Below are 13,481 nucleotides of genomic sequence, written 5' to 3' on the forward strand. Positions count from 1 at the left end.
TACCGGAGGCGTTAAGCGGGGCCCCTTCCTTACACCTCAGACGCCGTGCGGGATGGCGTCCCAGCCCTCGACCTGCTGCGGCTTGCGCGGGCCGTGGCCGACGTACGTGGCCGACGGCCGGACCAGCCGCTGGAGCTTCTTCTGCTCCAGGATGTGCGCCGACCAGCCGCCCATCCGGGCGCAGGTGAACATCGAGGTGAACATGTGCGCCGGCACCTCGGCGAAGTCCAGCACCACGGCCGACCAGAACTCGACGTTCGTGGCGAGGACGCGGTCCGGGCGGCGGGCCTGCAGCTCGGCCAGCGCGGCCTTCTCCAGCGCCTCGGCGACCTCGAAACGGGGCGCGCCCAGCTCCTTGGCGGTACGCCGCAGCACGCGGGCGCGCGGGTCCTCGGCCCGGTAGACCCGGTGGCCGAAGCCCATCAGGCGCTCGCCCCGGTCGAGGACGCCCTTGACGTACCCGTCGGCGTCGCCGCTGCGCTCGACCGCCTCCAGCATGCTGAGCACCCGGGACGGGGCGCCGCCGTGCAGCGGGCCGGAGAGCGCGCCGATGCCGGAGGAGATGCAGGCCGCGGCGTCCGCGCCGGTGGAGGCGACGATCCGGGCGGTGAAGGTGGAGGCGTTCAGGCCGTGCTCGGCGGCCGAGATGAAGTACGCGTCGACGGCCTTGACGTGGCGCGGGTCGGGCTCACCGCGCCAGCGCTTCATGAACCGCTCGACGATGGTCTCCGCCTTGTCGATCTCCTTCTGCGGCACGGCCGGCAGGCCGAGGCCGCGCGCCGACTGGGCGACGAAGGACAGCGCGGTGACCGACACCCGGGCCAGGTCCTCGCGGGCCTGCTCGTCGGAGATGTCGAGGAGCTGGTTGAGCCCCCAGTACGGGGCGAGCATGGCGACCGCGGACTGCACGTCGACGCGGATGTCACCGGAGTGCACCGGCACCGGGAACGGCTCGGCCGGCGGCAGGCCCGGGCCGAATCGGCCGTCCACCAGCAGCGCCCAGACGTTGCCGAACGAGACCTGGCCGATCAGGTCCTCGATGTCCACGCCCCGGTAGCGCAGTGATCCCCCCGCGCGGTCGGGTTCGGCGATCTCGGTCTCGAAGGCTACGACGCCCTCCAGCCCCGGTTTGAAATCGGACATGTCGTCTCCTGGCTTCGGCTCGGCGCGCCCGGGCGGGCTGATCGAGCCCCGCAGCTCAGGCGACCCTTCAGGGATGTGGTTCGGAACATCTTGCCCGGTGGATAACGCGCTGCGCGACCCACAGCCACTGTGCGCCACGCGACATCCCCGCCGGTGGACGCCCGTTCGGGGAGGAGAAGACTGGGTACCGGGGCCTGGCCAGCGTCGGGGGACGCCGGCACGCCCGGGAGAGGGACTAGCACAGTGACAGGCGACACACCCGGCCCGGCCGGCATGCGTAACGAGTACGCGGCCGACCTGGGCCTGACCGAGACGGACCTGGCGCCGGACTGGCACACCCAGTTCGCCCGCTGGTTCGCCGACGCGGTGGCCCATCCGCTGCCGGAGCCGAACGCGATGGTGCTCGGCACGGCCGACGCCCGGGGCCGGCCCAGCGGGCGCACGGTGCTGCTCAAGGGGTACGACCCGGAGGGCTTCGTCTTCTTCACCAACCACGGCTCGCGCAAGGGTGCCGAGGTGACCGGGAACCCGTGGGCCAGCCTGGTGTTCCCCTGGTTCCCGATGCAGCGGCAGGTGATCGTGACCGGCCGGGTCGAGCAGGTGGACCGGGCCGAGACCGAGACGTACTTCGCGAGCCGGCCGCGCGGCTCGCAGCTCGGGGCGTGGGCCAGCGCCCAGTCGACGGTGGTGCCGGACCGGACCGTGCTCGACGCGGCGTACCGGGCGGCGGCCGAGCGGTTCGCCGACGTGGACCCGATCCCCGCGCCGCCGTACTGGGGCGGGTTCCGGGTCCGTCCGGAGACTGTCGAGTTCTGGCAGGGCCGGGCCAGCCGGCTGCACGACCGGCTGCGTTTCCGGCGTACCGGGGACGGGGTCTTCGTCGTCGAGCGGCTCGCACCGTGACCGACGTCACTTCGGCCCGGCGGCGGGGCGCACGCCGCTGGGCGATCGACCTGCGTCCGCTGCGCGTGCCCGCGTACCGGCGGGTCTGGACCGGCAACGCGATCGCCATGTTCGGGTTCCAGTTCACCGCCGTGGCGGTGCCGGTGGAGATGTTCGACCTGACCGGCGGCTCGCTCTGGGTCGGTCTGCTCGGCATCGCCGGGTTCGTACCGCTGCTGATCTTCGGGTTGTGGGGCGGCGCGGTGGCCGACGCACGGGACCGCCGCCGGGTGCTGCTGGTCGGCGGCGCCGTGCTCTGGGCCGCCACGCTCGGGCTGCTGGTGCAGTCGCTGGCCGGGGCGCGCAGCCCGCTGCTGCTCCTGCTGCTCGTCGGCCTCCAGGCGACCGCCTTCGCGATCACCTCGCCGGCCCGCAGCGCGATCCTGCCCCGGCTGGTGCCCGCCGAGCTGGTCCCGGCGGCCACCACGCTGAACTTCACCACGTTCACCGCCGCCGCCGTCTTCGGCCCGCTCGCCGCCGGGCTGATCTTCGCCGCCTGGCCGGTCGGGGTGGCGCTGCCCATCGCGTACGCGGCGGACGCGCTGCTGTTCACCGCGTCGCTCTGGGCCACGCTGCGCCTACCGGCGATGCCGCCCGCGCCGGACCCGGACGGCGGTGTCCGCAAGGCCGGGCTGGCCAGCATCGTCGACGGCTTCCGCTACCTGGCCACCACCCGGGTGCTGCTGCTCTCGTTCGCCATCGACCTGATCGCGATGATCCTGGCCATGCCGCGGGCGCTGTTCCCCGAGCTGGCGCAGGAACGCTTCGGCGGCGCCTCGGCGGTGGGCTGGCTCTACAGCTCCATCGCCATCGGCGCGATGCTCGGCGGCCTGACCTCCGGGTGGATCGGCCGGGTCCGCCGGCAGGGCCTCGCGCTCACCGTGGCGGTGGTCGGCTGGGGTGTGGCGATCGCGCTCGCCGGGCTGGCCGGGCAGCTGTGGGTGGCGGTGGTGCTGCTGGGTGTCGCCGGTGCGGCGGACCTGGTCAGCGCCACGCTGCGCCAGTCGATGCTGCTGGTCTACGCGCCGGACCGGATGCGTGGCCGCCTCCAGGGTGTGAACACGGTAGTGGTCGCCGGTGGCCCGCGTCTGGGCGATCTGCGCGCCGGTGCGACGGCCGCCGGTTTCGGCACCGGCTTCGCCATGGTCGGTGGGGGTCTGGCCGCCGCCGTACTCGCGGTGCTGCTGGTGGTGGCGTTCCCGGCACTGTTGCGCTATCGCTCGACCACCCCCGCCGAGGAGCGCCGCTGACGGTAGGGTCGCCGAATGGGGATCGACGCGCAGCCACCGTCCGGTACACAGTGGACCATCGCGGCCGACGGCCACGAGGCCGTCGTGGTCGAGGTGGGCGGTGGGCTGCGGGCCTACCGCCACGACGGCGTGGACCACCTCGACGGGTACGCCGAGGACGAGGTCTGCCCCGGTTCGGCCGGGCAGGTGCTGGCGCCCTGGCCGAACCGCATCCGGGACGGGGTCTACACGGTCGGGGAGCGGTCGTTGCAGCTCGACCTCACCGAGCCGGAGCGGCACAACGCCCTGCACGGCCTGGTGAACTGGGTGCGGTGGCAGCCGGTCGAGCAGTCGGCGGACAGCGTGACCATCGGCTACGACCTGCCGCCGAGCCCCGGCTACCCGTGGGCGTTGCGGCTGCGGGCCCGGTGGAGCGTCGGCCCGGACGGCCTGCGGGCCGAGCACGAGGCGACGAACCTGTCCGACGAGCCGGCGCCGTTCGGCTTCTCCGTGCACCCCTACCTGCAACTGCCGAAGGTCGGCGTGGACGAGCTGCGGTTGCACGTACCGGCCCGGCGGCGGGTGCTGGTGGACAGCCGCATGCTGCCGGTCGCCGCCGCCGAGGTGAGCGGCTCCGAGTTCGACTTCACCAGCCCGCGACCGATCGGCGACCTGGTGCTCGACACCGCGTTCGGTGACGTCGAGCGGGACGCCGACGGCGGCTCGGCGGTGGTGCTCAGCGCGCCGGACGGCTCGTCCGGGCTGCGGATCTGGGCGGACCGCGAGTTCGGCTGGTGGCAGGTGTTCACCGGCGACACCCTCGGCGGGGAACGGCACCGCCGGTCCGTGGCGGTGGAGCCGATGACCTGCCCGCCCGACGCGTTCCGCTCCGGCAAGGACCTGATCGTGCTGGAGCCGGGGCAGACGTGGCGGGGCGCCTGGGGCGTCCGCCCGGAGGTCTGAGCGTGGAGTTCGCCGAGGTCGTCCGGCGTCGCCGGATGGTGCGCAACTACGACCCCGGCCGGCCGGTGCCGCCGGAGGTGGTGGATCGGCTGCTGGACCACGCCGTCCGGGCCCCGTCGGCGGGGTTCTCGCAGGGCTGGGGCTTCCTGGTGCTGGAGGAGCCCGAGGACCGGGAACGGTTCTGGGCCGCGACCACGCCAGCCGGCGGTGGCCGGGAGCGCTGGCTGGCCGGGATGCGCCGGGCGCCGCTGATCGTGGTGCCGCACGCCAACCGGGACGCCTACCTCGACCGCTACGCCGAGGCGGACAAGGGCTGGTCGGACCGCGCCGAGGGCCGCTGGCCGGTGCCCTACTGGTACGTGGACACCGGTTTCGCGGCGCTGCTGATGCTGCTCACCGCCGTCGACGAAGGGCTTGGCGCCTGCTTCTTCGGCATCCCGCCGCAGCGCATCGGGGCGTACCGGGAGGCGTTCGGGGTACCGCCGGAACTGCACCCGATCGGTGCGATCACAGTAGGTTACCGAGCCGTCGACCATCGGTCACCGTCGCTGCGTCGAGGGCGGCGACCGGTGCAGGATGTGGTGCGGCGGGGACGGTGGACCTGAGCGGTTAGGCTGACATCCACATTGTCAGCCTGGCCTGGGGAGGAGAGCACGCCGTGATCTTCAGGGCGGTCCGGGACGGGCGTCCCTACCCGGAGCACAACCTCACGCTGAAGCAGTGGGCCGAGATCCCGCCGCGCCCGCTGCGGCTCGACCAGCTCATCACCACCAAGCGTGAACTGGCGCTGGACAAGCTGCTCGCGGAGGACTCCACCTTCTACGGCGACCTCTTCCCGCACGTGGTCCAGTGGAACGGCGGCCTCTACCTGGAGGACGGCCTGCACCGGGCACTGCGTGCGGCCCTCCAGCAGCGCAACCAGATCCACGCGCGGGTGCTCGTGCTCGGTGACCAGGGCGAGTGACGCCTCCCTGAGTCTTGGTTAAGGTGACGCCATGACTCCTCTCGACCTGCTCGACATCGATGCGTCGCTCAGCGACGAGGAGCGGCAGATCCGCACCGTCGTGCGCCGGCTGGTGACCGACCGGGTACGCCCGCACGTCGCCGGCTGGTACGAGGACGGCCAGGTTCCGGCTCGCGAACTCGCAGCTGAGTTCGGCAAGCTCGGCCTGCTCGGCATGCACCTGACCGGGTACGGCTGCGCCGGCGCGTCAGCGGTCGCGTACGGGCTGGCCTGCCTGGAACTGGAGGCCGGCGACTCCGGCGTCCGCTCGCTGGTGTCGGTGCAGGGATCGCTCGCCATGTACGCCATCTGGCGCTACGGCAGCGAGGAGCAGAAGCAGCGCTGGCTGCCCGCGATGGCGGCCGGCGAGGCGATCGGCTGCTTCGGGCTCACCGAACCCGACCACGGCTCCGACCCCGCCTCGATGACCACCCGCGCCCGCCGCGACGGCGACGACTGGATCCTTAACGGCAGCAAACTGTGGATCACCAACGCGCCGATCGCGGACGTGGGCGTGATCTGGGCGCGTACCGACGACGGGGTGCGCGGCTTCGCCGTACCCATGGACACGCCGGGGGTGACGGCGCGCGAGATCCGGCACAAGATGTCGCTGCGCGCGTCGGTGACCGGTGAGGTCGCGCTCGACGACGTCCGGCTGCCGGCTGACGCGCGACTGCCCGAGGCGATCGGGCTCAAGGCGCCGCTGGGGTGCCTGACCGAGGCCCGGCACGGCATCGTCTGGGGCGCCCTCGGCGCGGCCCGCGACTGCCTGGAGACGGCCCTGGAGTACGCGACCACGCGCACCCAGTTCGGCCGCCCGCTCGCCGGTTTCCAGCTTACCCAGGCCAAACTCGCCGACATGGCGGTGGAGTGGAACAAGGGCATGCTGCTCGCGCTGCACCTGGGCCGCCTCGCCGACGCGGGCACGCTGCGGCCCGACCAGGTGAGCGTGGGCAAGCTGAACAACGTCCGGGAAGCGCTCGCCATCGCCCGGCAGTGCCGCACGATCCTCGGCGCCAACGGCGTCTCGGGCGAGTACCCGGTGATGCGGCACGCCAACAACCTGGAGAGCGTACTCACCTACGAGGGCACCTCCGAGATCCACCAGCTCGTCATCGGCCAGCGGCTGACCGGCGTCTCCGCGTTCGCCTGAACCCGCGGTTTCACCCGATGCGGTCGCTCGGCGGGCGACTGTCGCACACTGGCCGTACCGTCATTGTCAGTCGATGTGTCGGCTGAGGATCGATGTGTCGGACGAGGACCTGTCGGACGAGGACGGTGAGGGCGATGGCCCGCGACGGTGACATCAACGAGCCCACCCGGGAGTTTCCGGACTACCCCACCAGCGAGTCCCTTCGTGACCGGGCGGAGGGCTCCCCCGGCCACGACCGCGAGTACGCCCCCGGTGCTCCAGGCACGGGCGGCGGCCCGGCCCGCGGCCTGCTCTGGGTGCTCGGCGCGGCGGCGCTGGCCGTGGTGGTGCTGCTCGGCGTGCAGGCCACCGGCCTGCTGCCCGACTTCCGTAACCCGTTCGCCAAGGAGCAGACCGACCGTAGCCAGCCGCCGCTGCTCAAGTCGATCCGGGACCTGAGCCGTTACGTCGCCGCCGAGGGCAACTTCCAGGTGGTGGTCGACGTGCAGAACGACAGGCGCAACGTGCCCGACTTCCTGCTCAACGAGCGCACGCTGTTCGTCGGGGCGGGCCGGGTCGAGGCGTACGTGGACTTCACGAAGATCGCCGACGGTGCCGTCGTGGTCTCCGAGGACGGCAAGTCCGCCGAGATCAAGCTGCCCGCGCCGCAGCTCGGCGAGACCGACCTGGACATGGACAAGAGCTACGTGTTCGCCGAGCAGCGCGGCCTGATCAACCGGCTCAACGACCTGATCGCGAGCGATCCCAACCGGCAGCAGCAGATCTACAAGCTCGCCGAGGACCGGATCACCACCGCCGCCCGGGACAGCGGCCTCACCACCCGCGCGGAGGAGAACACCCGCAAGATGCTCGAAGGGCTGCTGCGTTCCCTCGGGTACGAGAAGGTGACAGTGACCTACACCGCACCCTGACCCTCATGCGTCGCGCGCCCGCCCCGGCGGTCCGGGGCGGGCGCGTTCGCGTGTGTGCCGGCGTCCCGGCTCGTGTCGCGTCAGCGGGTGGCGAGGTAACGGTCCTCGTTCGGCATCAGGATCCACAGGACCAGGTAGACGATCACCTGCGTGCCGGGCAGCAGCAGCGACAGCAGGAACAGCAGCCGGACCATCCCGGCCGACATGCCGAACCGCTGCCCCAGGCCGGCGCAGACACCGGCGATCATGCGCCCCTGACGGGGCCGGACCAGTTTGCGACTCATCGTCGTCTCCCACTTCTGCGGCGATCCGCCGCGCTGATTCCACGGTAGAGAGGGGTACGCACCGTGCCCTCAGCCCCGAGGAGGATCGGCGACCCGGGCACCCGTAGGTGCTTACCCCGGACCGCCCCCACCGACGCGTTCTCACGTATGGCCGCAGAAGCCCCGCCCGGCCGTCGCCTGATCGCCCCCACGATCCCCCGGCTCCGGCTTCCCCGCCCGGCCACCTTCGCCCCGCGCTCCGAGGCCCCGCCCGTGCTTCGAGCCCTCTCGCCCTCGCCCGTGTTCCCGCCCTCGCCCGTGTTCCCGCTCCCGCCCGTGCCCCCGGGGCCTCGCCCGCGCGATCTTGCAGTTGCGGCCCCTGCTGTGCCCGATTCGCACTCTTTGGAGGGGCCGCAACTGCAAGATCGCTGCGGCTGTGGGGCGCGTGTGTCCGTGTGGGCACTCGCTCGACGGGCTGGTGCATCGGGCGGCTCACCATTCGGGACTGGCGTTCTGGGGGGTGGGATCAGCGAAGATCTTGGTAGGAAAGGGCCCCTATAGGGGCCGTTTGGTACCAAGATCTCGCCGGGAGCCGGGAGCCGGGAGCCGGGAGCCGGGAGCCGGGAGCCGGGAGCCGGGAGCCGGGAGCCGGGAGCGGCAGGGCTGGAAAAGCGCCGATCTTGGAGTTGTGGCGGTTCATCTATGCCGCGAAAAAACAGGGTATTCCGGGGGCGGGGGTGGGGCGGGCCGGGGCGGGCATGTGGCGGAGCGGGGGCGGGGATTCACGGGGCGAGGTAGGCTCGCCGGTCGGGCGCCCCCACCCCGGGCGCCGGCCGTCTACCCGCCCGGCGGGCGCGGCACCCACGCACCGGCTCGGATCCGCACAACGGGGACGACGGCGAGGAAAGCAGCCAATGATCAGTGTTTTCGATCTTTTCAGTGTCGGTATCGGGCCGTCCAGCTCGCACACCGTCGGGCCGATGCGGGCCGCCCGTACGTTCGTGGCGGGCCTGAAGGCCGACGGGCAGCTCGCCGACGTGGCGCGGGTACGGGTGGAGCTGTTCGGTTCGCTCGGCGCGACCGGGCACGGGCACGGCAGTGACCGGGCGGTGCTGCTGGGGCTGGAGGGTGAGGTTCCGGAGAGGGTCGACACCGACTCGGTCGGGCCGCGTGTGGAGCGCATCCGCACCCGGCGGCGGCTCGACCTGTTCGGCAGCCAGGGGATCGACTTCGACCCGGACGCCGATCTGGTGCTGCACCGCCGGCGCTCGTTGCCGTACCACCCGAACGGGATGACGTTCTCGGCGTACGACGCGGCCGGGAACGAGGTGCGGGCGCGCACGTACTACTCGGTCGGCGGTGGGTTCGTGGTGGACGAGGCGGCCGCCGGGGCGGACCGGATCAAGGCGGACACCACCCGGGTGCGGCACCCGTTCCTGACCGGCGCGGAACTGCTCAAGGTCACCTCCGGGACCGGCCTGTCGATCAGCGAGGTGATGCTCGCCAACGAGCTGTCGTGGCGCAGCGAGGCGGATGTCCGGGCGGGTTTGCTGGAGATCTGGCGGGTGATGCGCGAGTGCGTGGAGAACGGCTGCACCCGTGACGGCGTACTCCCGGGCGGGTTGAAGGTCCGGCGGCGCGCGGCGGAGTTGCGGCGCAGTCTGGAGGCGGAGACCGGCAGTCAGGATCCGCTGCGCGCGATGGACTGGGTGACGCTGTTCGCGCTGGCGGTCAACGAGGAGAACGCGGCCGGCGGGCGGGTGGTGACCGCGCCGACGAACGGCGCGGCCGGGATCATCCCGGCCGTCCTGCACTACTACACCCGGTTCGTGCCGGGCGCGTCCGAGGAGGGCGTGGTCCGGTTCCTGCTGGCGGCGGGCGCGATCGGCGTGTTGTTCAAGGAGAACGCGTCGATCTCCGGTGCCGAGGTGGGCTGCCAGGGCGAGGTGGGTTCGGCGTGCTCGATGGCGGCGGCCGGGCTGGCCGAGGCGCTCGGCGGCACGCCGGAGCAGGTGGAGAACGCGGCCGAGATCGGCATGGAGCACAACCTGGGGCTGACCTGCGACCCGGTGGGTGGCCTGGTGCAGATCCCGTGCATCGAGCGTAACGCGGTGGCGAGCATCAAGGCGATCACCGCGGCTCGGCTGGCGTTGCGGGGCGACGGGGTGCACGCCGTGTCGCTGGACAAGGTCATCAAGACCATGCGGGAGACCGGCGCGGACATGAAGGTCAAGTACAAGGAGACCGCGCGCGGCGGGCTCGCCGTCAACGTCATCGAGTGCTGACTCCGTTGGGGTGACCCGGGGCGGAGGGCCGTCGCGCCGGCACGAGCAGGCGCGACGATGGTGCGGTGACGTCAGGCGTCGCGGCGCTCTGGTCCGCCCGCACCTCGCTGCGCATCCTGGTCCGCCGGGATCTCGCGGTGAAGTACCAGCAGTCGGTGCTGGGCTACTTCTGGTCGCTGATCGAGCCGCTCGGCATGGGCCTGATTTACTGGTTCGTCTTCGGCGTGCTCTACTCCGGCGCGACCCGCCGGCACCTGGGTGAGGCGGCCGGGTCGTACCCGCTGTTCCTGATCACCGGGATCTTCGCCTGGATGTGGGCGAGTTCGGCGCTGACCGAGGCGGCGAACGCGCTCACCGGGCAGTCGCGGCTGATCACCACGATGAACCTGCCCCGGCCGATCTTCCCGATCGGGCGGGTCACCGGCCGGTTCGCCGAGTACCTGGCCGGGCTGCCGATCCTGGCCGCCGTCGCGGCGCTCTACGCGAGCCAGGGGAAGATCCGCCCCGGCTGGAGCCTGCTCGCGCTGCCGCTCGCGGTGGCGGTGCAGTTCGTGCTGCTGGTGGGCCTGGCGCTGCTGCTGTCGGCGGGCAACGTGCTGATGCGCGACATCGAGCGCACGATGCGGCTGATCATCCGGCTGCTGTTCTACGCGACCCCGATCATCTATCCGCTCGACCTGGTGCGGGAGTCGGGCATGCCGGGCTGGCTCAAGCTCGGGTACGAGCTGAATCCGCTGGTCGGGATCTTCCAGCTGCACCACGCGGTCTGGTACCCGGACGAGTTCCCCGATGCCCGGCTGCTCACCGTCACGGTGTCCGGCAGCGTGCTGGTGCTGGCGTTCGGCTGGTGGGCGTTCCACCGCCTCGAACCGGCAGTGCTGAAGGAACTCTGAATGGCGCCGATCATCGAGGCGGACGGGCTCGGCATCCGGTTCGTCCGCAACCGGCGACGTCAGCTGCGGCTGCGGGAGCTGATCGTGCATCGGGGCGCCCGCGACCCGGACGCGGGCCGGTTCTGGCCGTTGCGCGACCTGTCGTTCCGGATCGAGCCGGGCGAGACGGTGGGCGTGGTGGGGCGCAACGGCACCGGCAAGAGCACGCTGCTGCGGCTGATCGCCGGTGTGCTCATCCCGGACGAGGGCTCGATCCGGGTGCGCGGCCGGGTGGCGCCGCTGCTCGAACTGTCCGCCGGGTTCTCCGGTGACCTGACCGGCCGGGAGAACCTGTACCTGGTGGGCGGGCTGCACGGGCTCTCGTCGGCGTACCTGCGGGAGCACTTCGACGAAATCGTCTCGTTCGCCGGTGAGCAGGTGGAACGCGCGATCGACACGTCGGTGCGGCACTACTCGTCGGGGATGAAGGTGCGGCTCGGCTTCGCGGTGATCGCGCACCTGCCGCATCCGGTACTGCTTGTGGACGAGGTGACAGCGGTCGGGGACGCGGAGTTCCGGGCGAAGTGCTATGCGACCATCGAGCGACTTCTCGCGGAAGGGCGCACGCTGGTGCTGGTGTCACACAACGACAAGGACCTCACCCGGTTCTGCCGTCGGGGGCTCTACCTCGACGCCGGACGGCTGATCGTCGACGGGACGATCGACGAGGCGCTGGCCGCCTACGCCGACGCGGCGAAGCGGTGACGCTCGCGATCGTGCTCGCCGCCGATCCGGCGGCGAGCCGGCTCACCGGGCCGCCGGGCCGCCCGTCCGAGCCGATGACGGGCCGTCCCGACGGGGAATCGCTCACCGAACGCCTGGCCGGGCAGTGGCGCCGGGCCGGGGCGGACGACGTGCGTATCGCCGCCGACCTGACCGAGCTGGCCGACCTGGTGGCCGACGCTACCGGGCCGGTGCTGGTCAACGGCGCGGATCTGGTGGCGCACACGGCCGTACTCAGGCATCTCGCGACCAGCCCGGTGGGGCCGACGGTGGCGCTTGTGCTCACCGATCCGCCCGCTCCCGGGCAGGCCACCGTGCGCGAGGAACGCGGGCAGGTGGTCGAGGTCGGCGCCGCCGACGCGAGCGGCGTGTTCGGCGGCGCGCTGCGGGTGGGCGCGGCCGACCTGCCGGCACTGGCCGACGCCGCCCGCCACGCCGCAGACGGCGGGCCGCTGGGCGCGGTGGACCGGCTCGTGGCCGGCCTCGCCGCCCGGGGCGCGCTGATCTTCGCCCATCGGGTACGTCTGCTCGTGGCGCACCGGGTCGGCGACGAGGCGCAGCGGCGGGCGGCCGAGACGGCGGTGGCCGCTGTGGACGAGGACCGGGCCGAGTTGAAGCTGTCGGTGAAGGAGCGGGACGACTTCTTCACCACGTTCTTCGTCAGCACCTGGTCGCCGTACGTCACCAAGGCGGCGGCCCGGATCGGGATCGGCCCGACCGGTGTCACCATGGTCTCGGTGGCGTTCGCGGTGGCCGCGGCGGTGCTGTTCGGCACCGGTGGGCGGCCCGCGCTGGTGGCCGGCGCGGTCCTGCTCTACCTGGGGTTCGTGCTGGACTGCGTGGACGGGCAGCTCGCCCGCTACACCCGGCACTTCAGTGCCTGGGGCGGCTGGCTGGACACGATGGCCGACCGGTTCAAGGAGTACGTGGTCTACGCCGGTCTCGGCTTCGGGGCCACGCATGCCGGGTTCCGGTACGGCTGGGCGCTGGCGCTGGCCGCGATGACGTTGCAGACGGTGCGGCACATGACCGACACCTGGTACGGCGCGCTGCACGACGAGGCGGCCCGGCGGCCGAAGGTGGTGACCGCCGACGCGGGCGGGATCGGCGGGAAGCTGAACGCCGCGTCGACGCGGGTGCAGGCGGACACCGGCTCGGTGTCGTACTGGTTGAAGCGCACAGTGGTGTTCCCGATCGGTGAGCGGTGGGCGCTGATCGCGATCGCCGCCGCGCTGTTCGGGCCGCTGGTGGCGCTGTGCGCGGTGCTGGTCTGGGGGACGCTGGCGTTCGCGTACACCCTGGGGTTGCGGACCCTGCGGGCGCGGTGGATGCGGGTGCCGGTGCTGACCACTGTGGATGCTGCTCTGCACCGCGACGACGGCCTGCTGGTGCGGACGCTGCAGTCGATGCGCAGGCCGTTGCCAGTGGCGCTGGTGGCCGTGCTGGGTGCGGCGGCGCTGCTGGGCTGGGCGCTGTGGGCGGTGCACGGCGGGCGCGACGTGCCCGCTTGGGGGGTGGTTCTCGCACTGGTGCTGCTGGCGGGCGCGGGTTCGCGGGCGCCGCACGGCGGGTCGCTGGACTGGCTGGTGCCGGCTGCGTTGCGGGCGGCCGAGTACCTGTTCGCGATCGCGGTCGGGGTGGCGGGCCGGGCACCGGCCTGGCTGATCTTCGGGTACGTCCTGGTGCTGACGCTGCACCACTACGACCTGACGGCCCGGCTGGAGAAGCGGCAGTCGGCGCCGCCGCTGCACGCGGCCACGCTGGGCTGGCTGGGGCGCTCCGTGCTGCTGGCAGCCGCGGCAACTACCGGAACTGTGAGCTTCGTTCTGGCTACAATGACTGCGTACCTTTTCGTGGTTTTTGTCGCGAGCGTGGTCCTCGCCTGGGTGGTCCTGCCTGCCCGCGCCCGTGGGGGTGTGCGCTCGCCGGGCTGA

The 13,481-nt window shown here is 72.3% G+C and carries 13 protein-coding genes; 11 read left to right on the plus strand and 2 right to left on the minus strand.

The window, feature by feature from the left end:
- Positions 1 to 36 precede the first annotated feature (36 nt).
- Positions 37 to 1,143: a citrate synthase 2 gene (locus tag C569_RS0110345; RefSeq protein ID WP_013283721.1), complete on the minus strand. Its 1,107-nt coding sequence runs from the start codon at positions 1,141 to 1,143 to the stop codon at positions 37 to 39.
- Positions 1,144 to 1,416: 273 nt separating this feature from the next.
- Between C569_RS0110345 and pdxH the strand changes: the two genes are divergently transcribed.
- From pdxH to C569_RS0110380, 7 genes are all read left to right on the plus strand, one after another.
- Complete coding sequence (pdxH, locus tag C569_RS0110350) at positions 1,417 to 2,046, plus strand: pyridoxamine 5'-phosphate oxidase (protein WP_018785711.1); 630 nt, start codon at positions 1,417 to 1,419, stop codon at positions 2,044 to 2,046.
- Positions 2,043 to 3,335, plus strand: a complete 1,293-nt coding sequence (locus C569_RS0110355) for an MFS transporter (protein WP_018785712.1) — start codon at positions 2,043 to 2,045, stop codon at positions 3,333 to 3,335. Before pdxH ends, C569_RS0110355 begins: the two co-directional genes overlap by 4 nt.
- A gap of 15 nt (positions 3,336 to 3,350) precedes the next feature.
- A complete protein-coding gene (locus tag C569_RS0110360; RefSeq protein WP_018785713.1) occupies positions 3,351 to 4,277 on the plus strand; it encodes an aldose 1-epimerase family protein in 927 nt (308 codons plus the stop codon).
- 2 nt (positions 4,278 to 4,279) lie between these two features.
- Positions 4,280 to 4,882: a nitroreductase family protein gene (locus C569_RS0110365; RefSeq protein WP_026267958.1), complete on the plus strand. Its 603-nt coding sequence runs from the start codon at positions 4,280 to 4,282 to the stop codon at positions 4,880 to 4,882.
- 53 nt (positions 4,883 to 4,935) lie between these two features.
- A complete protein-coding gene (locus C569_RS0110370) occupies positions 4,936 to 5,241 on the plus strand; it encodes a type II toxin-antitoxin system VapB family antitoxin (RefSeq protein WP_013283726.1) in 306 nt (101 codons plus the stop codon).
- A gap of 31 nt (positions 5,242 to 5,272) precedes the next feature.
- Complete coding sequence (locus tag C569_RS0110375; RefSeq protein WP_018785715.1) at positions 5,273 to 6,433, plus strand: acyl-CoA dehydrogenase family protein; 1,161 nt, start codon at positions 5,273 to 5,275, stop codon at positions 6,431 to 6,433.
- Between the two features lie 134 nt (positions 6,434 to 6,567).
- Positions 6,568 to 7,344: a DUF4230 domain-containing protein gene (locus tag C569_RS0110380; protein WP_018785716.1), complete on the plus strand. Its 777-nt coding sequence runs from the start codon at positions 6,568 to 6,570 to the stop codon at positions 7,342 to 7,344.
- An 80-nt stretch (positions 7,345 to 7,424) separates the two neighbouring features.
- On the opposite strand, the gene C569_RS0110385 is transcribed toward C569_RS0110380, so the two are convergent.
- Positions 7,425 to 7,628, minus strand: coding sequence for a PspC domain-containing protein (locus C569_RS0110385; protein ID WP_026267959.1), 204 nt, complete (start codon positions 7,626 to 7,628; stop codon positions 7,425 to 7,427).
- Between the two features lie 893 nt (positions 7,629 to 8,521).
- Here C569_RS0110385 and C569_RS0110390 point away from each other — a divergent pair.
- The 4 genes from C569_RS0110390 (at position 8,522) to C569_RS0110405 (ending at position 13,481) form a co-directional block, all read left to right on the plus strand.
- Positions 8,522 to 9,892 carry an L-serine ammonia-lyase gene (locus tag C569_RS0110390; protein ID WP_018785718.1) on the plus strand — a complete coding sequence of 457 codons (1,371 nt, stop codon included), beginning with the start codon at positions 8,522 to 8,524 and terminating at the stop codon, positions 9,890 to 9,892.
- A gap of 65 nt (positions 9,893 to 9,957) precedes the next feature.
- Complete coding sequence (locus C569_RS0110395; RefSeq protein ID WP_018785719.1) at positions 9,958 to 10,785, plus strand: ABC transporter permease; 828 nt, start codon at positions 9,958 to 9,960, stop codon at positions 10,783 to 10,785.
- Positions 10,786 to 11,529, plus strand: coding sequence for an ABC transporter ATP-binding protein (locus C569_RS0110400; RefSeq protein ID WP_018785720.1), 744 nt, complete (start codon positions 10,786 to 10,788; stop codon positions 11,527 to 11,529).
- A complete protein-coding gene (locus C569_RS0110405; protein ID WP_018785721.1) occupies positions 11,526 to 13,481 on the plus strand; it encodes a DUF5941 domain-containing protein in 1,956 nt (651 codons plus the stop codon). Before C569_RS0110400 ends, C569_RS0110405 begins: the two co-directional genes overlap by 4 nt.

The sequence above is a fragment of the Micromonospora sp. CNB394 genome, assembly GCF_000374985.1.
GTDB lineage: Bacteria > Actinomycetota > Actinomycetes > Mycobacteriales > Micromonosporaceae > Micromonospora > Micromonospora marina.